The 19917-nt window shown below is 35.6% G+C and carries 19 protein-coding genes; 11 read left to right on the top strand and 8 right to left on the bottom strand.

Annotated features, from left to right (window positions below; translation table 11 throughout):
- Nucleotides 1-45: 45 nt before the first annotated feature.
- On the bottom strand, nt 46-1845 hold the full coding sequence (yidC, locus tag HHL20_RS16125) for a membrane protein insertase YidC (RefSeq protein ID WP_169232201.1): 1800 nt from the start codon (nt 1843-1845) through the stop codon (nt 46-48).
- A 232-nt stretch (nt 1846-2077) separates the two neighbouring features.
- Entirely contained in the window at nt 2078-3685 is a 1608-nt protein-coding gene (locus HHL20_RS16120) for a CTP synthase (RefSeq protein WP_169232200.1), read from the bottom strand.
- Nucleotides 3686-3780: 95 nt separating this feature from the next.
- Between HHL20_RS16120 and HHL20_RS16115 the strand changes: the two genes are divergently transcribed.
- Nucleotides 3781-4209, top strand: coding sequence for a hypothetical protein (locus HHL20_RS16115; protein ID WP_169232199.1), 429 nt, complete (start codon nt 3781-3783; stop codon nt 4207-4209).
- Nucleotides 4210-4263: 54 nt separating this feature from the next.
- Here the strand turns inward: HHL20_RS16115 and HHL20_RS16110 are convergent, their stop codons facing one another.
- Nucleotides 4264-4833 carry a YceI family protein gene (locus HHL20_RS16110; protein WP_169232198.1) on the bottom strand — a complete coding sequence of 190 codons (570 nt, stop codon included), beginning with the start codon at nt 4831-4833 and terminating at the stop codon, nt 4264-4266.
- A gap of 538 nt (nt 4834-5371) precedes the next feature.
- Between HHL20_RS16110 and radA the strand changes: the two genes are divergently transcribed.
- On the top strand, nt 5372-6721 hold the full coding sequence (gene radA / locus HHL20_RS16105; protein ID WP_169232197.1) for a DNA repair protein RadA: 1350 nt from the start codon (nt 5372-5374) through the stop codon (nt 6719-6721).
- A gap of 665 nt (nt 6722-7386) precedes the next feature.
- A complete protein-coding gene (locus tag HHL20_RS16095; RefSeq protein ID WP_169232195.1) occupies nt 7387-7980 on the top strand; it encodes an acyl carrier protein phosphodiesterase in 594 nt (197 codons plus the stop codon).
- 1 nt (nt 7981) lies between these two features.
- On the opposite strand, the gene HHL20_RS16090 is transcribed toward HHL20_RS16095, so the two are convergent.
- From HHL20_RS16090 to HHL20_RS16080, 3 genes are read right to left on the bottom strand one after another with little or no spacing between them, the layout of a single operon-like run.
- Nucleotides 7982-8482, bottom strand: coding sequence for a DUF6702 family protein (locus tag HHL20_RS16090; RefSeq protein ID WP_169232194.1), 501 nt, complete (start codon nt 8480-8482; stop codon nt 7982-7984).
- Complete coding sequence (locus HHL20_RS16085; protein ID WP_169232193.1) at nt 8479-8781, bottom strand: hypothetical protein; 303 nt, start codon at nt 8779-8781, stop codon at nt 8479-8481. Before HHL20_RS16085 ends, HHL20_RS16090 begins: the two co-directional genes overlap by 4 nt.
- The gene (locus tag HHL20_RS16080; RefSeq protein WP_169232192.1) at nt 8757-9008 is read right to left on the bottom strand and encodes a hypothetical protein; all 252 of its coding nucleotides are present in this window, start codon (nt 9006-9008) and stop codon (nt 8757-8759) included. Before HHL20_RS16080 ends, HHL20_RS16085 begins: the two co-directional genes overlap by 25 nt.
- Before the next feature lie 68 nt (nt 9009-9076).
- Between HHL20_RS16080 and HHL20_RS16075 the strand changes: the two genes are divergently transcribed.
- Nucleotides 9077-9655, top strand: coding sequence for a HupE/UreJ family protein (locus HHL20_RS16075; RefSeq protein ID WP_169232191.1), 579 nt, complete (start codon nt 9077-9079; stop codon nt 9653-9655).
- 68 nt (nt 9656-9723) lie between these two features.
- Nucleotides 9724-12108, top strand: coding sequence for a M1 family metallopeptidase (locus HHL20_RS16070; protein ID WP_169232190.1), 2385 nt, complete (start codon nt 9724-9726; stop codon nt 12106-12108).
- Nucleotides 12109-12169: 61 nt separating this feature from the next.
- Here HHL20_RS16070 and HHL20_RS16065 read toward each other — a convergent pair whose 3' ends face one another.
- Both HHL20_RS16065 and HHL20_RS16060 read right to left on the bottom strand, forming a co-directional pair.
- Nucleotides 12170-12724, bottom strand: a complete 555-nt coding sequence (locus HHL20_RS16065) for a hypothetical protein (RefSeq protein ID WP_169232189.1) — start codon at nt 12722-12724, stop codon at nt 12170-12172.
- Nucleotides 12725-12784: 60 nt separating this feature from the next.
- Nucleotides 12785-13699 (bottom strand): hypothetical protein, encoded by a 915-nt coding sequence (locus HHL20_RS16060; protein WP_169232188.1) that lies wholly within the window; start codon nt 13697-13699, stop codon nt 12785-12787.
- Nucleotides 13700-13866: 167 nt separating this feature from the next.
- Here HHL20_RS16060 and HHL20_RS16055 point away from each other — a divergent pair, with 167 nt between their 5' ends.
- From HHL20_RS16055 to HHL20_RS16030, 6 genes are all read left to right on the top strand, one after another.
- Nucleotides 13867-14145, top strand: coding sequence for a co-chaperone GroES (locus HHL20_RS16055; protein WP_029295711.1), 279 nt, complete (start codon nt 13867-13869; stop codon nt 14143-14145).
- A gap of 265 nt (nt 14146-14410) precedes the next feature.
- Complete coding sequence (groL, locus tag HHL20_RS16050; protein ID WP_169232187.1) at nt 14411-16036, top strand: chaperonin GroEL; 1626 nt, start codon at nt 14411-14413, stop codon at nt 16034-16036.
- A gap of 95 nt (nt 16037-16131) precedes the next feature.
- Nucleotides 16132-17016, top strand: coding sequence for an alpha/beta hydrolase family protein (locus HHL20_RS16045; protein ID WP_169232186.1), 885 nt, complete (start codon nt 16132-16134; stop codon nt 17014-17016).
- Nucleotides 17017-17124: 108 nt separating this feature from the next.
- Entirely contained in the window at nt 17125-17556 is a 432-nt protein-coding gene (locus HHL20_RS16040) for a hypothetical protein (protein ID WP_169232185.1), read from the top strand.
- Between the two features lie 587 nt (nt 17557-18143).
- A complete protein-coding gene (locus HHL20_RS16035) occupies nt 18144-18806 on the top strand; it encodes a hypothetical protein (protein ID WP_169232184.1) in 663 nt (220 codons plus the stop codon).
- Nucleotides 18796-19833 (top strand): phosphoadenosine phosphosulfate reductase domain-containing protein, encoded by a 1038-nt coding sequence (locus tag HHL20_RS16030; RefSeq protein WP_169232183.1) that lies wholly within the window; start codon nt 18796-18798, stop codon nt 19831-19833. The genes HHL20_RS16035 and HHL20_RS16030 overlap by 11 nt, the downstream gene beginning before the upstream one ends.
- Nucleotides 19834-19917: the final 84 nt, after the last annotated feature.

Below are 19917 nucleotides of genomic sequence, written 5' to 3'. Positions count from 1 at the left end.
TAAAAAAGAGAAGCAAATGCTTCTCTTTTCTTTTGTATACTAAACTTATTTTTTCTTATTTTTTTGCTGCTCCTGATATTTTTGTTGCTCCTGAGCCTTTTCCATCATTTCTCTCATTCTTTTCTGGAACTTTCCTTCAGTTTTAGGTTTTTCTTTATTCGCCTGAATCTGCGCATGAATCTTTTTCTCATCCAAAATCACATATTTAATGACAAGGATAATGAGAATATTAATTGCATTTGATACAAAATAGTACCAGGACAGACCTGATGCTGAAGTATTCAGGAAGAATAGGAAAGTAACCGGGAAAATATACATTAACACCTTCATATTCGGCATTCCTTCCTGTTGAGGCTGCTGCATATTTCCTGAAGTCATAATGGTATAAATCAAAATTACGATAGTACAAGCCAACGCAAAGATACTTAAATGATCTCCCAGGAAAGGAACTTTAAACGGCAACTTGATTATATCGTCATAAGCAGTCAGATCTTTTGCAAACCAAAAGCCCTGTCCCCTCAAATCTATAAAGTTCGGGAAGAAACGGAACAATGCATAGAAAATAGGAATCTGAACCAACGCCGGCAAACATCCTGCCATCTGATTCACACCTGCTTTCCTGTAAACTTCCATGGTAGCCTGTTGCTTCTTCATTGGATCAGCATCTTTAAGCTTGGCATTCACCTCATCAATTTCCGGTCGAATTACTCGCATCATCGCACTCAGCTTGTGCTGCTTATACATAATTGGCGATAAGATCAACTTAACAATAATCGTCATAAGGAAAATCACCCACCCTGCAGTAAGTCCCCAGTCTGCAATAATATTGTACATCGGGATAAAGAAGTAGCGGTTCATTGCCCCAATAAAAGACCAGCCTAACGGAAGAATCTCGTCAAAGTTTTTATCGTAAGATTTTAACAATGGTAATTCCAGTGGCATAAAATACCAGGTGAAATCCTGATTAAGCTCACTGCCTGTCATCTGAACAAATCCTTGGTAATTAAGCTTTTTCAGATATTCGCCTTCTTCAATGGTTTCCTGATTTCCTTTACTTTGGGTGAATCCTACCTTAGATTCAATTACAGAAGCAAAGAACTGCTGCTTTACACCAATCCAGTTGAGGGTTTCCTTTTCTTCTTCCATAGTAGTTCTCCCGTCATAATCATAATTTTTATAATTATTGAATGCATAAGAGAATTCCGAGTGAGATTGTTCCTGGGCTCTACCCTTTTCAAGATTTCTTACATTATAGTCCCAGATAAAATCTGCTTTATTATCTGAAGTAATTTTAGCAAGCCCCTGAGTTCTTACTTTAAAATCAAGCGTATATTTCGGAAGTAAAGTATAAATAAACTGGATAACCGCACCATTGTAATTTGCCGTCATAGTAACCGCATTTCCATTGACTGTGGGAGAAAAAACCAAATCTTTTGTATTGATTACTTTTCCCGTTTTATCTTTAAACTGAAAACCGTAATTCGAATTATTTTTTGTGATCAGATACAGCGGAAGATCTGCTTTATCTGTTTTATGATCGTATGCTTTATATTCTGCAAGCTCTACTTTCGAAACCTGCCCTCCAAGACTGTTGAATTCTATTTTCAGCTCTTTGTTGGAAAGATTGGCTGTCTGAATAGCATTGGGAGTTACATTAGGATTGATATTATTTGCCTGAGTTGGTTTTACGGCATTCTTTACCTGCTCGGTCTTTTGTTGTTCAGCTTTTACCTGTTCCTCCTTAGATTGTTTGTTTTGGAAATAAAACATAAATCCGAAGAGTACCAAACATAAAACCGCAAAACTGATAATCTGACTTTTATCGAGTCCGTTGTTCTGTTGCATTTTATTTTTATTAAAATTTTACCTATTTAATATATTATGTGACAATATATTTTGAGTCGACAAAAATACTGTTTTTTTATCAAACCTCTATACAATACTGTGTTACTATATAATAAACTCAGGCTGAGAATAATCAGTCTGAGTTTATGATATAACGTTTTAAGTATTCAATTACTTTATATTCCCAAAATCTTCAAGCTTTTTGAAACCCTGAAGGTTGTCTGACAAGTTATTATTTCGATGTACAAGCCTTAATGAAAGCTCTGAACAAAGGATGCGGTGTTGCTACCGTACTCTTATATTCCGGGTGATACTGTACTCCTACGTAGAAAGGATGACCAGGCATTTCAAGCGCTTCAACCAATCCCGTTTCAGGATTTGTACCTGTAGCCAGGAAGCCGTTCTTTTCAAACTCACCGATGTAATCACTATTGAACTCGTATCTGTGACGGTGTCTTTCCGTGATATTTTTAGCTCCATAAATATCATTTAGTTTAGAGCCATTTTTCAAAGTACATTTCCAGGCACCCAAACGCATAGTCCCGCCTTTATCTACCACATTTTTCTGCTCTTCCATTAATGAAATTACGGGATGTTCGGTAGAAGTATCGAACTCCATGGAATTGGCTTTTGTATAACCTAAAACATTTCTGGCAAATTCAACCGTCATAATCTGCATTCCTAAACAAATTCCCAGCATAGGAACTTTATTTTCTCTTGCATATTGAGCGGTAAGAACTTTACCTTCAATCCCTCTGTCTCCGAAGCCCGGAGCAATAAGAATCCCCGAAACACCGGCTAACGTTTCTTTAATATTTTCCTGGGTTAAATCTCCACTATATACCCATCTTACTTTTACTTCTGTTTCCAGATCTGCACCTGCGTGTTTAAAAGCTTCCGCAATGGAAATATAGGAATCCTGAAGAGATACATATTTTCCAACCAAAGCAATTTCCACTGATTTTTTAGGGTTCTGGAATTTCTTTAAGAATGATTTCCAGTCTTTAAGATCTGCTTCTTTATCACTTTTAAGATCCAATTCTTTGAGCACTACATCGTCAAAATTCTGTTTCTGAAGATACATCGGAACTTCATAGATCGTTTCCAAATCTTTACATTCGATCACGTTATCCAAAGGAACATTACAGAACTGGGCCAATTTTGCTCTTTGGTCTTTCGGGATTTTATGCTCGGTACGGCAAACGAGAACATCCGCCATAATTCCGCTTTCCATTAACTGGCGAACAGAATGCTGAGAAGGTTTTGTCTTTAATTCCCCGCTAGAAGCCAGATAAGGCAGCAAAGTAAGGTGAATCACCATTGAATTTTTTTCACCAAGTTCCCATTTCAGCTGGCGAACCGTTTCGATATATGGCAAAGATTCAATATCTCCTACCGTTCCTCCGATTTCCGTAATGATGATATCGTAGTTCTGTTTAGATAAAATTTTAATTCTCCGCTTAATTTCGTTGGTGATATGAGGAATTACCTGAACCGTTTTTCCAAGGAAATCTCCTTTTCTTTCTTTTTCAATGACTGTCTGATAAATTTTCCCGGTGGTAACATTGTTGTTTTGAGAAGTAGGAGCATCGAGATAACGCTCGTAGTGACCTAAATCCAGATCCGTCTCCGCACCATCTTCGGTTACATAACATTCTCCGTGTTCATAAGGATTCAAAGTTCCCGGATCAATATTGATATAAGGATCAAGCTTTTGAATAGTTACGTTGAAGCCACGTGATTTTAGCAGAAGTCCAAGAGAAGCTGAAACGATTCCCTTTCCCAAAGATGAAGTTACACCTCCTGTCACAAAGATGTACTTAGTATTCTTTTTACTCATTAGATTAGGTTTGTGCAAAGTTATGGGAAAAAGAAATACAAAGCAATTTTGTATTAAAATTTGATTATGTATTTTAGGGACTATAAAGTTTAATAATGAAAATTCTTAATAAATTAGTTTATCTGAAAAATGTCGAACTTTTACCTGAAAATGGTTTATTATTAAAATTCGACAATCTATCAATCTGGAAAAATAATCATCTTAACACATATTTTACAGATCGTCATCATGATTATTACGAATGTATTTCTGTTCATTTCAAAGAAAATGTTTTAAACTACCATATGACTTTTAAAAGCCTGATTGGAGAACAACTGTACATCGAAATTTCAGAACAGCTTCTTAATGTTTGGTATGCTGAATATTTTGACCATATTGAAGATAGAAATACGGTAGACCATCTCGAAGAAATTGAAGTTTCAAATGTTAAGTTTGAAAAAATGGATAAAACCGCTCAGGACTGGAAAAATGAATACATCAGTTTAGAAAAAACCTATCTTGATCTTCTCACAGAAAATCAATAAAAAAGGTTCCCAGCAAACTGAAAACCTTTTCTAAATCAAATTTATAGATGAAAATTATTGCTTAACTAACTCAAAATATAAGTTAACATCAACCTCTTTCGCAACACCTGCTCCCGTAGGATCATATTTAATGTTGTAATCCAGACGGTTTACTTTAAATGCAGCCTGGAAGCCCATCACTTCTTTACCCTGCTGGTTTTTGGTAACCCCACCGAAAGTAACAGGAACGCTTATTTCTTTGGTAACATCTTTTATCGTTAATTTTCCTTTAACCATATAAGAATTGTTCTTTTCTTTAACAACTGAACTTGTTACAAAAGTCATGGCAGGAAATTTTTCTGCATCGAAGAAATCCGCACTTTTCAGGTGATTATCTCTCATCTCAACACCCGTGTTGACTGAACTTACATTCACATTAAAGCTCAGTTCAGCATTATCAAGGGTATTTCCTTTAGTAACTGCCTTACCGTCAAACTTATCAAACCTCCCCTGCACAAAGCTGATTCCCATATGCTTAATATTAAAATTAACAGAAGAATGCATCGGATCTACCTGCCACCCTGTCTGTGCAAAGCCTACCATGCTTAAAAGCGCAAATACAAAAGTTAAAAATACCTTTTTCATTGGATTTATTTTTTAGATTAAAATTATGATACAAAAGTAAGTCCGTTCTTGTAATTTAACATTGATCTATGTTAGTTTTTTGATTTGGATAAAATTATTTTAGAATAAATTAGATGAACCAAATACATAATAAATAGAACGATAAATGAAATTACATACATGAAAATTTTCAGGAGATTTTCACTAGTGTAGTCTGAAAAATAAATAAAAGGATTATTTCCTGAAATTACTAAAAACAACAAATAAATAATTTCAAACAACATTGCAATCCGAAGAATTGAATAATAATGTTTTCGGAAAATAATCACCGTTAGCAAACCAATTGCAGTAATAACAGAACAAAAAATAAGAATAAATATTGAGTACATACCATAATCTCCTCCGGGAAGACTGAGGTATTTCACAATACAATCTGTTAACTGCGCATGTAAAAGTGACATCACCACAAAAACCATCAAACTCAAAAAAATATTTTTCATGCCCGAAAATTAATTAAAATTCGAAAGAAAAATTCAAAAAAAATTTTGAACTTCGCAGTATGGCAAAACTTAAAACAGCATATTTCTGTCAGAACTGCGGAACACAATATTCCCAATGGATGGGGCAATGCAAAAACTGCGGGCAATGGAATACCCTGGTGGAAGAAGTTGTGGAAAAAACCTCATCAAAAACACCTCCGTTTTCAAAATCAAAACAGCACGTCATCAACATCATTGAGGTTGAAACCAGCGAAGAACCAAGAATAAAAACCCCTTCCGAAGAACTCAACCGCGTTTTGGGTGGCGGAATTGTTTTAGGATCCGTAACCCTTATTGGCGGAGAGCCCGGAATCGGCAAATCTACCCTGCTTCTTCAGCTGGCTTTAAAGATGAAGAAAAAAATCTTCTATGTTTCCGGGGAAGAAAGTGCTTCGCAGATCAAGATGAGAGCCGACAGATTAACGGATATTCAGAATCCCAACTGTTTTTTGTTCACAGAAACCAGTCTTGAAAAAATTCTTCATGAAGCCAAAAAACTGGACCCTGATTTCGTTATTATCGATTCCATTCAGACGCTGCAGTCTCAATTAATTGAAAGCTCGCCCGGAACGGTTTCTCAAATCCGGGAATGTTCAAACGAAATTATTAAATATGCTAAAGAAAACAATGTTCCCGTATTTTTAGTGGGTCACATTACCAAAGACGGGCAGATTGCCGGCCCAAAGGTGCTGGAACACATGGTTGATGTCGTTTTAAATTTTGACGGCGACAGAAATCATCTCTTCCGATTATTAAGAGCCAACAAAAACCGTTTCGGATCCACTTCGGAAATCGGAATTTATGAAATGGTTTCCCAGGGATTAAAAGAAATTAAAAATCCTTCCGAAATCCTGATTACCAAAAAATTTGAAGAACTTTCCGGAAACTCTGTAGCCGTGACTTTGGAAGGAAACCGCCCGATGCTGCTGGAAATTCAGGCATTGGTAAGTACGGCCGTTTATGGAACCCCGCAAAGAAGTTCCACAGGTTTCGATGCCAAAAGATTAAACATGCTTCTTGCCGTTTTGGAAAAAAGAGCTGGTTTTCAGCTGGGAGCAAAAGATGTTTTCTTAAATATCACAGGAGGAATAAAAACAGATGATCCGGCACTGGATCTAGCCGTTGTCGCCTCTATTCTTTCCTCTAATGAAGATATTGCGATTTCCGAACATTATTGTTTTGCAGGAGAAATTGGCTTAAGCGGGGAAATTCGTCCGATTGCACAGGCGGAACAGCGGATTACAGAAGCTGAAAAATTAGGCTATGAGAAAATTTTTATTTCCAATCTCAATAAACTTCCAAAAAGAAAATTTGGAATCAAGATCGAAGAAGTAAGCAAAATTGAAGATTTCCATGAACGCCTTTTCTAAGACTGTTAGAGCTTAGAGCTCTAACAGCCTTGCCCTTTGCCAAACTAAAAAAAACACGCATGAAAAAAAATATTTACCCTTTAGAGGCAGAATGCTTCTATCATATTTTCAACAGAGGAATTAATAGTCAAAAGATATTTTTTAATGATAGAAATTATCATTATTTTATCAAACTAATGGAATCCAAACTATCTTCAGTTGTCAATATCTATGCATATTGCTTGCTACAAAATCATTTTCACATTCTTGTTAAGATTAAATCAGAAAAGGAAATCCGATTAATATTCCCTCACAAAGATACAATTGAAGTTTCCAAGATCATAAGTCAGCAATTTTCCAATATGTTTAGCAGCTATACCCAGGCTATCAATAAGCAATTACGGAAGAACAGGAAAATTATTTGAACTGCCATTCAGGAGAAAGCTCATTGGCTCTCATGAGCAGTTGACCAATACCATCCTTTACATCCATAACAATCCGGTAAAACACGGAATAAACATGAATGCAGAAAATTATCGCTATTCGTCGTTATTTAGTATTAAAAATGGAATTAATGATCCATTGGTATCTTTGGACGCAATTAAAGCTTTGCTGGAAAGCTAAAGAGCACTGTTAGAGCTTTGAACTCTAACAGTGCTCTGCAGTAAATTTCTTATCTTCACGCTATGAATTACCTTGCGCATTCCTTTCTTACTTTTACAGACGGACAGATTGTCGGTCAGTTTTTGGAGGATTTTATTAAAAACAGAGACCGTTATTCTTTTCCGAAAGATATTCAGGATGGGATCACTTTACACCGCGCTATTGACACTTTTACTGATGCTCATCCCGCCATTCATGAAGCAAAAAAAGTTTTTGCGCCCTTGGTAAGATTATACGCCGGAGCTTTTGTGGATGTTTCGATGGATTATTTTGTAGCCAATGATCTAAGTCTGAATTCTTTGGAAGGCTGGAAAAATCATTCTCAAAAAGTGTATCGTGTTTTAAATGAAAATTATGAATTTCTTCCTGAAAACTTCAGAATAATGCTTGAAAAAATGGAAGAAGGCGACTGGCTCTATAATTACCGTTTCGAGAAAAACATCGGTTACAGCATGAGAAATGTTCTGAACAAAGCAAAATATTTAGAAACAGATATTCCTGTTCATGATGCTTTTTTAAGGAATAAAAGTTTCCTTCAAGAATGTTACGATGATTTTTTTTCCGATCTCATGGAACATGCAAAAGGAATCAACGCACTTCTGCAATTGGAAAATTGATTTAAAACTGTTGAAACAAATAGCGATTCGGATAGGTTAATTTTTCGCTTTTACGGTTTCCGTTAACGATGATGTGGACAATATTGATCTGATCGTCAAACAGGTTATACAGAAAACTTACCGCTGCTTCTACTTTTTTAGGATTGTCTATCTTTTCGGATTCGAGGTAAACATTTACCGATTCGTGATCTTCTTCATACCCTACAAAGTTCACATTTAGGAATTTATTGTTGCCTTTTAGCTTAAAATATTCCGCAGAATAATTTTTAAGAGATTCGTTGAGCTGTGCTTTGAATTTCGGATCGTTGAAATGCAGCGACTTTCCATATTTATTATTCAGTCCGTTTTCCAGATCATCAAGAAAAAAACGGCCTGTAATTTCAAAAGTTTTTGATTTCTGATTGTAATTGATTTCTACGGAACCTACATGATAAGGATGTTTCACCTCCGTGAAAGAAAAAAATATAATAAGAACGGAAAGGAAGAAAAAGAGTTTTTTCATTGTAATAATTCAAGGATTTTTTGTGGATCTTGGCGCATATCGAAAAACAGAAGAACTTTGATTAGAGTATCATTTTCTTTGCGGAAAAACATTCTTACATGCTTTTTGCCGATGAGTGCGGAACGAATATCATTGGAATATTTTTGATAAAGACGGAATTTGCCTTCTTTTAATTTAATAATTACTTTTTCAGCTTCATCTATAAACACAACTATTTCTTTCTCAGTCCAAGTTTGGGAAAGAAACTCAAGAATATTTTCATAACTCTGCCTGGCTACTTTCGAGAATATAATTCGCATGCTTTTTTTCTTGCATTTGAAAAAAACTCTTCTTCCGAAACCATGTCTTTATCTTCAAGACGATCTGCGTAATCCGCCAATTTATCAATAACCCATTTTGGTGTTCCATCTTCATAAAACTCTTCCTCTTCTTTTACCGAAACAGATTTCACGCCTTTTATTTTCTCTAAAAGTTGCTTGATAAATATAAAATCTTCATCATTCTCTAATTCTATATTGACAATCATAATATTGAATTTTCAACAAAGTTAAAATAAATTTTGTATCATCGCATTTCAAAAAAATATTGGAAAAAATGCAGGATTTTTTATTCTATCTGAATCTCGGCTGGGAACATATTATTTCTTTGGATGCACTCGATCATCAGCTTTTTGTTTTAGCTTTAATTGCTGTTTATTCTTTTAACGATTTCAAGAAAATTTTGATTCTTGTCACCGCCTTTACGATAGGACACTCTATTACATTAGCGTTAAGTACTTTTGACATCATAAGAATCAATTCCGCTTGGGTAGAATTTCTTATTCCGCTTACCATTGTTTTAACTTCTCTGAATAATATTTTCATCCGAAATAAAAAGAAATCTCAAAATAACGTCAATTATTATTTAGCCTTAATTTTCGGCCTTATCCACGGGATGGGATTTGCCAATACGGCGCGGGTCATGATTGCCAAAAGCCAAAGTATTGCCGTTCCTCTTTTAGGGTTCAATATTGGGCTGGAATTGGGACAAATTGCCATTGTCTTTGGAATTTTAATGATTCTGTTTGTTTTATTTAAAGTTTTCAAGGTCAATCAGAAAGACTGGGTTCTTTTCGTGTCTTCAGGAGTCTTTGCCTTATCCTTAAAAATGACTTTAGAAAGAATTCCTTTTTAAGGCTGAAACATTTTCAATTTTTCAGCTACTTATTATTATATTTGAAAATCTTTAAAACAATTTCGGTTATGAAACTAAAAGTTATCATACTTTCTCTTTCTGTATTTGCATATACAGGTTTCACCGCACAAAATATTCAGAATAATCCGGGGAGCAATCACGGAAATAAATTTGAACAGCTTGGGACTATTCTTCCCACTCCTAATATTTACAGAACCGCTTCAGGAGCGCCCGGTCACGGATACTGGCAAAACAAAGCAGATTACGATATTACGGCTTACCTTGATGAAGATAAAAGAAATCTCAAAGGTTCCGAGACGATAACCTATTACAACAATTCTCCGGATGACCTCGATTACATCTGGCTGCAGCTGGATGAAAACCAGCAGTCAAGCGTAAAAAAGGCAGACTTTCCATACTCCTCTACCCTTCCGAAGGCTTCAAACGATCAGCAATTACGCCCTACCGACCTTCCTGTTTCAGATAACGGATACGGCGTGAATCTTGAAAAAGTAACAGACGCTTCAGGAACTCCTTTAAAATATACGGTAAACAAAACCATGATGCGTATTGATTTACCGAAAGTGCTTAAAAAAGGAGAAAAGCTTGTTTTTAAAATAGACTGGAATTACAACATTCCGAACAGAATGAAAATGGGCGGCCGCGGAGGCTACGAAAACTTTCCTGAAGACGGAAACGATCTTTATACGATGACTCAATGGTATCCCAGAATGTGCGTATACAGCGATTTTCACGGATGGCAGAATCACCAGTTTACGGGAAGAGGTGAGTTCGCCTTGGTTTTCGGAAATTTTAAAGTTTCGATGAATGTTCCAGCAGATCATATCGTAGGCGGAACGGGAGAATGTAAAAACTACGATCAGGTTTTAACTTCAGAACAGTTAGCAAGGTATAATAAGTCCAAAACTTCAACAGAACCTGTAGAAATCGTAACGCTGGATGAAGCTAAAAAAGCAGAGAAAAACCATTCAAAACAAAGAAAAACCTGGACTTTCGAGGCGAATGACGTAAGAGATTTTGCATGGACTTCTTCCAGAAAATTCGTTTGGGACGGAATGGGCGTGCTTATTCCTGAAAACAACAACAAAGTGATGGCAATGAGCTTCTACCCGAAAGAAGCATATAACTTATACAGAAAATACTCAACCAAAGCAGTAGCGCACACGATCAAAACGTATTCGGAGTTTACCATTCCTTATCCGTATCCTGTCGCACAATCTGTAGAAGCGGCAAACGGAATGGAATATCCTATGATCTGCTTCAACTACGGAAGAACAGAAAAAGACGGAACGTATTCGGAGGGAATTAAAAACGGAATGCTGGGTGTAGTGATTCACGAAGTGGGCCACAACTTCTTCCCGATGATCATTAATTCGGATGAAAGACAATGGAGCTGGATGGATGAAGGGCTGAATACTTTTGTAGAATATCTTACCGAAGAAAGATGGGATAATAAATTCCCGTCAAAAAGAGGTCCGGCATGGACCATTGTAGATTATATGAAGCTTCCGAAAGACCAGCTTGAACCGATCATGTCGAATTCGGAAAACATCGTTCAGTTTGGCCCGAATGCCTATTCTAAACCGGCAACAGGACTAAACATCCTTCGTGAAACCATCATGGGAAGAGAGCTTTTTGATAAAGCATTTAAAACCTATGCTAAAAGATGGGCTTTCAGACATCCTGAACCGGCAGATTTTTTCAGAACAATGGAAGATGCAAGCGGTGAAGACCTGGATTGGTTCTGGAGAGGATGGTTCTACGGAACAGATCCTGTAGATATTGCCATCGATAAGGTAACCATGGCAACTCCCGATCTGGATACACCTCCAAGAGAAGCTAAAGAAACGAAATATAAGGTAGACAAGCCTGCCCTGAACGAATTTGAAGATATTTCTAAAATCAGAAACAGGGAAGATAAAAACATCACTTTCTACGTAGAGAAAGATAAGGATGCACAGGATTTCTACTACAGATACGACCGCGGACAGGAAAAAGTAGATAACAACAAAGAATACACTTCCAAATTTGAAGGTACCGAACCTTTAACGCAAAAAGAAAAAGATAAGTTTAAAAATATTACCGCTTATCAGATTGATTTTGTGAACAAAGGCGGATTGGTAATGCCGATCATCCTTGAGTTTACCTTTGAAGACGGAACAAAACTTACCGACAAATCTTCAGCACAAATCTGGAGAATGAACGAGCAGAAAGCGTCTAAGACTTATTATTTTGATAAGAAATTAAAATCAATTCAGCTTGACCCTATGAGAGAAACTGCCGACATTGATACCTCCAATAATTTCTGGAGCAATGATGGCGGAAATGCCCAGATATCCAAATTTGAATTATTCAAACAAAAAGAAAGCGGAAGTGCAAGAGGTGCTTCCAATGGGAAAGTAAACCCGATGCAGGCGGCAGGAAAGAAATAAACTTATTTTTACAATATAAAAGAGGCTGTTTTCTATGGTGATAACGGCCTCTTTTTGGTTTTTACAAAATAGAAAAAGTTGCTATGATGGTACTTTTTTCATCCAGTGAATTCGGATTGGTTACCGTAATACCATATTCACCTGGAGGCTTATCTTTTAAGGTAATAAGATAAGAACTCTGTCCAAATTTTTTTCCGGTAAATGCAAGATAATGCAGCTTATTGGTTTTGGCCGTTCCAAAAGTATTTACAGAAGCCATTTCTGCTCTCCTGAACTTTTTATTGGAGTCAAACTGAAAAATTCTAATAATAGCCATCGGGTCTGTATTGTTATCGACAGCACGTACAATAAATTGAATATTATCTCCGGAGCTTATTTTTGTAGCAGAACAACAGCCATCAATTTGAAGCTTGGATTTTACACTTCCAAAACCCGTTAAAACCATTCCCGCGTTCATAGCAGATCTTGTTTGGGTTGTATGTTTTTCCAGCAATACCGTACTGTTATCAGGTTTTAAAAATAAGCATTCTCCAATAAATTCTGGTTCTTCAGTTGTTTGAGAGTAGGCAAGAATGCTGCTTAAAGACATTGCAGCCAATAATAATACTTTTTTCATCTCATTATTTTTTTAACATATCATTTAATTCAAATAAAAAAATTTCTTCAGAGTTTTTTACTAGTTACTCGGTTTAAAAGCAGTCCAGTTAAAACCATCGCTAATGAACATAACTGTTTTCGTCTTAGCAGCATTATTATCCAGGCCGACCATGAAAAAATTACTGGAGCCTCCTACATTGGATGCATTAATTATAGTTCCGACATTAGTTCTTATTTCAGCCGTATTCGTATTGGAGATATTCCTTACAAAAATAATTGCTCCGGGTGACGACGTAGGGCTTGGCAGGAAAAAGTCATCATCATTGGCGGCAGGATTTACGTTGACAACGGTGCTTGTTATATTGCTTCCATTGGAAGTCAGGGTCTGTGGTGTTGAACTGATTACGCCATTGACCTCCAGCTTTGTATTGGCTGTTCTTACAGTAGGGTCTACCCCAATGCCGAAATTACCATCCTTATCAATAGAGCTGTTATAGTGGTTGGCGTAATTGCTTGAATTGGTAGGAGATGTTCCAAACCAGACCTCACCACCACCGTTGCGGCCTGTTCTCAATACCAAAGATCCCAATAAATTGGGTGCGGCAGCGGCAACATTATACGCATATCCTTCAAATGCGGCAATTGATCTTCCGTTTCCTACAACCGTAGGTGAAGCAGGCGTTCCACCTGTCATTACATTGTGATACGCTATAGACTGCGAAGTATTGGAGCCGGAAAACAACCCGACATTGATATCGGCATCTCCCTGTCCCGCCATAGATAACAGATCTATAGGATCAGCGGTGCCAATGCCAACCTTCCCATCCGATTTCACGACAAAATCATTAAGTTCCTGGGTAGGCGTTGAAGTGGTGGAATTGTCTTTCGCTCCGTCAATATGGAAAATACCTTTAGGATTGGTTGTGTTTATACCCACTTGTGCGTTGTATATAAGCGGGCAGAACAAAAGTAGCAAAACTTTGTTTTTCATCATGTTGGTTTTTTTTGAAAACCAAATGTACAAATTTGTTTATATCAAAAAATAAAAAGTGTCAAAATTTCATATAAAAAAATAAAAATCTGCCATTTCAGCCATACAAAAACGGTTGGCATACAATTAGCGAGTTACAAGACAGAAATAATTAAAAAATTAAATATATTATGTCAGTAAACTTTAAACCATTAGCAGACAGAGTTTTGATCGAGCCGATCGCTGCAGAAACTAAAACAGCTTCAGGTATTATTATTCCGGACACCGCAAAAGAAAAACCGCAGGAAGGTACGGTAGTGGCAGTAGGACCAGGAAAAAAAGATGAGCCTACAACTGTTAAAGTAGGTGACAAAGTTCTTTATGGAAAATATTCAGGTTCTGAATTAAAGCTGGAAGGAAAAGATTATTTAATTGTAAAAGAAGGAGACTTGTTGGGTATCATCGGGTAAGATTTTATTCTGAATTTAAATTTTAAACATTAAGAAATTTAGAGCATTAAATCTTAAAGGCCCGTTAAGGATATCTTTGATATGTAAGCGTCCTGCTTAATTTTACCAAAGGTAAATTCTTCAAACACCTTTTGTAAGAATATTTTCTTAAATTCTTAATGTTGATATAAAATTTAAACAAACTAAGATTAAATTAAAAAATTAAAATAAACTCGCGAATTGCTGAAGCCAAAAGCTAAAAGCAAATCGCCAAAAGCTTAAAACAATGGCAAAAGAAATAAAATTCGATATTGAATCAAGAGACGCTTTAAAAAGAGGGGTTGATGCATTGGCTAATGCAGTAAAAGTAACATTAGGTCCAAAAGGGAGAAACGTGGTAATCGAAAAATCTTTCGGTGCGCCTCACGTTACCAAAGATGGAGTTTCTGTAGCTAAAGAAATCGAACTTGAAGACAAAGTAGAAAATATGGGTGCTCAGATGGTAAAGGAAGTTGCTTCCAAAACCAATGACATCGCAGGTGACGGTACTACTACCGCTACCGTATTGGCACAGGCTATCGTAAGAGAAGGTCTTAAAAACGTAGCTGCTGGTGCAAACCCGATGGATCTTAAAAGAGGAATCGACAAAGCGGTAACCGCTGTTGTTGAAAACCTTAAATCTCAGTCTAAAACAGTGGGAGATTCTACGGAAATGGTAAAACAGGTGGCTTCCGTATCTGCTAACAACGATGAAACGATCGGTGCTTTGATCGCTGAAGCTTTCGGAAAAGTAGGTAAAGAAGGAGTAATCACCGTAGAAGAAGCAAAAGGAATCGATACAACCGTAGACGTTGTAGAAGGGATGCAGTTTGACAGAGGTTACCAGTCACCGTATTTCGTGACCAACCCTGAGAAAATGTTGGCTGAATTGGAGAATCCATATATCCTTTTGGTAGAGAAAAAAATCTCTTCCATGAAAGAATTGCTTCCTGTTCTTGAGCCGATTGCTCAGGGAGGTAAGTCTCTATTGATCATCTCTGAAGAAGTAGAAGGTGAAGCTTTAGCTACTTTGGTAGTAAACAAATTAAGAGGTTCTCTTAAAATTGCTGCCGTTAAAGCTCCTGGATTCGGGGACAGAAGAAAAGCAATGTTGGAAGATATCGCAATCTTAACTGGCGGACAGGTAATCTCTGAAGAGCAAGGTTTCACTATGGAAAACATCTCTTTGGATATGCTGGGAACTGCTGAAAAAGTTTCTATCGATAAAGACAACACAACGATCGTAAACGGTGGTGGTGAAGACAGCAAGATCAAAGGCAGAGTAAACCAGATCAAAGCACAAATGGAAACTACAACTTCCGACTACGACAGAGAAAAGCTTCAGGAAAGATTGGCTAAATTAGCCGGAGGTGTTGCGGTTCTTTACGTAGGTGCTGCTTCTGAAGTGGAAATGAAAGAGAAAAAAGACAGAGTGGATGATGCGCTTCACGCTACAAGAGCAGCTGTTGAAGAAGGTATCGTTGCAGGAGGTGGTGTTGCTTTGGTAAGAGCGATTGCTGCGTTGGAAAACCTTACAGGTATCAACTCTGACGAAACTACCGGTATCAAAATCGTGAGAAGAGCGATCGAAGAGCCATTGAGACAAATCGTTGCCAACGCTGGTGGTGAAGGTTCTGTAATCGTTGCGAAAGTAGCAGAAGGACAAGGTGACTTCGGGTACAACGCAAAAACAGACGAGTATGTAAACATGCTTGAAGCAGGAATCATTGACCCTACGAAAGTAACAAGAGTAGCTCTTGAAAACGCAGCTTCCGTATCCGGAATGTTATTAACCACTGAGTGTGTGATCACTGAAGTGAAAAAAGACGAACCGGCTATGCCAATGGGCGGAGGAATGCCAGGAATGATGTAACAGCGTGTCGCTGAGACAATTTAATATATTAACCGTTCTGATTTCAGAGCGGTTTTTTTATATATTTGACTACTAATCAGAGGAAAATAACTCAAATGAAAATCAATATTTTTTTTAACGTATATATTCTACTATTATTAATAGCTTTACCAGGAACTGCATTTTCCCAGTCGGCCGACTTTACCATTCAGGATGTAAAGTTTGAAAGTCAGGGCATCACTCTTGCGGGCTCCATCCTGAAGCCTGAAAAAGCCTTTGCAGCCGTAGTAATTGTCCACGGGTCCGATCCTGTAAAAAGAGAAATGGAGTTTGCAAAGCGTCTCGCTAAAGAAGGCATTGCTGTATTGACCTATGACAAACGTGGCGTTGGAGAATCTGGCGGTGTGTATGTAGGCCCTTCCGTCGGCACAAATAATATCGACACGGCCAATCTTAACCTGCTGGCTCAGGATGCAGATGCTGCAGTAAAAACATTTCGCACCTATTTAAAAGACAAAATACCAATGGGATTATTGGGCTTCAGTCAGGCAGGATGGATAATCCCGATCGCGGCAGGCAAAAATTCACAAATTCGCTTCATGGTTTTATTTAGCTGCCCTACCATTACCACGCTGGAACAGCTCCGGTTTCAGTTTTACACCAATGGAAACAATAATTTCTGGGAAAATCATACAGATGCAGATGCCATTGAGCATACCAGAAATGACCCTGACCGGTATCAATTTGCAGCGACTGACCCAAAAGCCTATCTCAATACGCTTTCAATTCCCGGGCTTTGGCTTTTTGGCGAAAAAGACATCCAGATTCCCGTAAAGTTGTGTATAGAACAGTTAAATGCATTTAAAGCGCAGGGCAAGCCTTTTGAATACACATTTTTTTCTAAATTGGGCCACAATACTTCTTTTACAGATGATCCGGCACCTGTTGATATTGCCATCCAATGGATAAAACAGAAGGCGGTCAGCGACCGAGGCAATTAAAACATCAACCGTTCTGATTTCAGAGCGGTTTTTATTTTACGGTTTTACATAATAAATATTATTATAATATTTTAATTTAGCAAAAAATCACCCTATAAGTGTATAAAGATGTCAAAAAAAATAAATTCTTTATTCATTCCTATTAGAGTAAATCTAAGAAAGCATGGTGCAGAAATAGCTGAAGATGTTTTCTACAGATTTCACCCGGCAACATTAAATGTTGGTTCGGAGATTTGCGTATTTTGCAAGACACAAAAGAATTTAACAAAAGAACATGTTCTTCCAAAATGGTTATTTCAAAATAAAATAAATATTGGGTTTGAAATAAGAGCAAATCAACAATCAATTTCTTATTTAAAAAGTGTCGTCCCAGCATGTAATAATTGTAATAATTCAATTTTAGCAGAAATTGAAAAAAAAATAATTTTTATTTTAGAAAATCTTGAAAAAAATAAATATTATGATATTAATGATTTAGAAAATATTATTCGATGGCTTGAGATTTTAGAATATAAACTTCAGTGTTTTCTAATAGGTTAAAATACATAAAATACGCTAATGAACCTTTCTCCGATTTCGGGACACTGCCCGTTTCTTGGATGAATTATTTTTGGGAGATGAAGCCTTTTAAAGCATTAAGTAATCTTAAATTTATGCAAAGGAATATTTCTATAAAAAATAAGTCGTCAAATTTAAACTCATTAATAATTTTTAAAACAAAGAAATCACATTTTGAGTTTTTTCATCAAGACTCTGAATATATTTTTATTAGTTTTCCAATGTACAATTATGCTGTATTTTATTTTTTTCGAAAAAAATTTAAAATTGCCAAAGATGCTCAATCCGAAGCAATTGAAATTATGAAAAAAATTCTTGACTAGATATAAAAGCTGTTATTAACCAGTGAATGTGGATCACTCAAGTGAAAAAAGAAGGATCAGTCATGTTATGGCGAAGGAATGCTAGGAATGATATAATACAGCCTTTAGCTGAGACAATTACCCTAACCATTCTAATTTCAGTATTTTTCTTATTACAAAAAATCAAAATATAAACTTAAATCACTATATTTACTTAATTAATTATAAATCAATATTATAATTATTAATTAAACTTTTACCATAACCATGGAGCAATCAACTTTAAAAAATTTGAGACTACTCGTCCCAGGAATAATAATATACATTATTACTCAATTATTTTATTCTACGTTGCAAAAAAAAGAATTTTCTGATTTCAATATGTCTGATATTGGAATTCCTTTAATATCAGCAGTTGTTTTAGGCGCAATATACCAAATAAGCGGATTAAGATATTTAGTTACAAATTTTTCGCACAAACAAATAGATATAAATATCAAAAAAAAAATCATCAATCTATATAACGGACATCTCTCTAATAATCAAAGACAATTTTTGTTTGATAAAAACAGATTAAAACAAATTTTTTATAAAATAATTGATAATGATACATCCCTAAGTATCAAGAAAGGTAATGTTTTTTTTAACGGATTATTGTGGACTTCATTCGCTGATATATTCATAATTTTATTTTTAAGTGCAATAATTTTTTTTATTTATTCAATATTTGGAAGCTATGAAAAATTAGAAATAAGAAATTATTCTATTTATTTGCTTGTAGGATCTTTTTTATCATTAACTGCGCACATTTTGACATCTTTTAATCAAATAAAATTATCAAATGATCAAATAGAATTCATAGAAACACATCATATTAATACAATCAAAACTACTATTGAACAAAGTCTAAGGGAAAACAATGTCAATTAGAAATAAGAATAACGAAGTAATTTCATATATTAAGAAGGAATATCTTAAGAGTGAAAATGATTGGCATTTAGGATTTAGTGGAGGGAAAGATTCATCCGCTTCTTTGAAATTAATTTATTCAGCAGTCAAAGAATTAGATTATTATCATAAAAAGATATATGTATTATTTTGTGATACAGGTGTCGAAAATCCTATTATCAGTCAATATGTTTATGATCTATTTGACAAACTTCAAAAAGAAAATGATGCTGAAAATTTACCTTTTACTTTTAAAATTTTAAAACCTAAATTAAATGATAGATTTTTTGTCAAAGTAATTGGAAGAGGATATCCTACACCTACCAATATATTCAGATGGTGTACTAAAAAACTTCGTGTTGATCCAATAAATAACTTTATACAGTCAGAAAAAAGCTCTTTTGTAATCTTAGGTGTTAGATTAAATGAAAGTCAACAACGAGATCGTACAATAAATAAATATAAATTGGAAGAGAAATTTTTGTTGAAACAAAATAATTCTGTAAATCGAATAATTTTCTCTCCCATTCTTTATCATGATTTAGAAGAAGTATGGATGACAATTAATTCCTTAAAATACCCTATATCATTAAATGCAATAGAAATTAGAAAAATTTATAAAGACGCAGAATCTGACTGTACTTCCATAAGATTAAAAAATCAAGCTTGTGGCAGCTCTAGATTTGGATGTTGGACTTGTACCGTTGTAAGAAAAGACAAGTCAATTGCAAATTTAATTTCTAATGGTTATGATCAATTAGAAGAGATGCACGAGTTTCGTAATTGGATTGCTGAATTTCGTGATAATATAAATTACAGATGTAAGTATAGAAGAAATGGACAAAAATCTTTAGGCCCAATTACTTTAGAGGGGCGTAAAGTAATTTTAGAAAAATTATTAAAAATTCAATATGAATCAAACTTTAATCTGATCGATAAAGAAGAAATTGATCTAATTTATGAGTTATGGGAAAAAGACAAGAAGTCCTCTAATTACAGAGAATACTAAATTTACCCCTAGTAATGAGTGAAATTTCATCTTAAGAAATGAATATAAAAAGCATCATAAAGCTGCATTTCTAACTTTAGATCT

Origin of the sequence: Chryseobacterium cheonjiense, assembly GCF_012927265.1 — a bacterium.
Taxonomy (GTDB): Bacteria; Bacteroidota; Bacteroidia; order Flavobacteriales; family Weeksellaceae; genus Chryseobacterium; species Chryseobacterium cheonjiense.
The sequence above is the reverse complement of the archived record's forward strand: the minus strand, read 5'-3'. Positions and strand labels throughout refer to the sequence as shown.

What these genes read in the sequence shown, in the direction of transcription:
- HHL20_RS16030 (WP_169232183.1), top strand. Translation starts at nt 18,796, where the DNA reads ATGTCAATTAGAAATAAGAATAACGAAGTAATTTCATATATTAAGAAG.
- HHL20_RS16035 (WP_169232184.1), top strand. Translation starts at nt 18,144, where the DNA reads ATGGAGCAATCAACTTTAAAAAATTTGAGACTACTCGTCCCAGGAATA.
- HHL20_RS16095 (WP_169232195.1), top strand. Translation starts at nt 7,387, where the DNA reads ATGAATTACCTTGCGCATTCCTTTCTTACTTTTACAGACGGACAGATT.
- HHL20_RS16060 (WP_169232188.1), bottom strand. Translation starts at nt 13,699, where the DNA reads ATGATGAAAAACAAAGTTTTGCTACTTTTGTTCTGCCCGCTTATATAC.
- HHL20_RS16115 (WP_169232199.1), top strand. Translation starts at nt 3,781, where the DNA reads ATGAAAATTCTTAATAAATTAGTTTATCTGAAAAATGTCGAACTTTTA.
- HHL20_RS16075 (WP_169232191.1), top strand. Translation starts at nt 9,077, where the DNA reads ATGCAGGATTTTTTATTCTATCTGAATCTCGGCTGGGAACATATTATT.
- HHL20_RS16110 (WP_169232198.1), bottom strand. Translation starts at nt 4,833, where the DNA reads ATGAAAAAGGTATTTTTAACTTTTGTATTTGCGCTTTTAAGCATGGTA.
- groL (WP_169232187.1), top strand. Translation starts at nt 14,411, where the DNA reads ATGGCAAAAGAAATAAAATTCGATATTGAATCAAGAGACGCTTTAAAA.
- HHL20_RS16085 (WP_169232193.1), bottom strand. Translation starts at nt 8,781, where the DNA reads ATGCGAATTATATTCTCGAAAGTAGCCAGGCAGAGTTATGAAAATATT.
- HHL20_RS16065 (WP_169232189.1), bottom strand. Translation starts at nt 12,724, where the DNA reads ATGAAAAAAGTATTATTATTGGCTGCAATGTCTTTAAGCAGCATTCTT.
- HHL20_RS16090 (WP_169232194.1), bottom strand. Translation starts at nt 8,482, where the DNA reads ATGAAAAAACTCTTTTTCTTCCTTTCCGTTCTTATTATATTTTTTTCT.
- HHL20_RS16045 (WP_169232186.1), top strand. Translation starts at nt 16,132, where the DNA reads ATGAAAATCAATATTTTTTTTAACGTATATATTCTACTATTATTAATA.
- HHL20_RS16055 (WP_029295711.1), top strand. Translation starts at nt 13,867, where the DNA reads ATGTCAGTAAACTTTAAACCATTAGCAGACAGAGTTTTGATCGAGCCG.
- HHL20_RS16040 (WP_169232185.1), top strand. Translation starts at nt 17,125, where the DNA reads ATGTCAAAAAAAATAAATTCTTTATTCATTCCTATTAGAGTAAATCTA.
- HHL20_RS16080 (WP_169232192.1), bottom strand. Translation starts at nt 9,008, where the DNA reads ATGATTGTCAATATAGAATTAGAGAATGATGAAGATTTTATATTTATC.
- HHL20_RS16120 (WP_169232200.1), bottom strand. Translation starts at nt 3,685, where the DNA reads ATGAGTAAAAAGAATACTAAGTACATCTTTGTGACAGGAGGTGTAACT.
- yidC (WP_169232201.1), bottom strand. Translation starts at nt 1,845, where the DNA reads ATGCAACAGAACAACGGACTCGATAAAAGTCAGATTATCAGTTTTGCG.
- radA (WP_169232197.1), top strand. Translation starts at nt 5,372, where the DNA reads ATGGCAAAACTTAAAACAGCATATTTCTGTCAGAACTGCGGAACACAA.
- HHL20_RS16070 (WP_169232190.1), top strand. Translation starts at nt 9,724, where the DNA reads ATGAAACTAAAAGTTATCATACTTTCTCTTTCTGTATTTGCATATACA.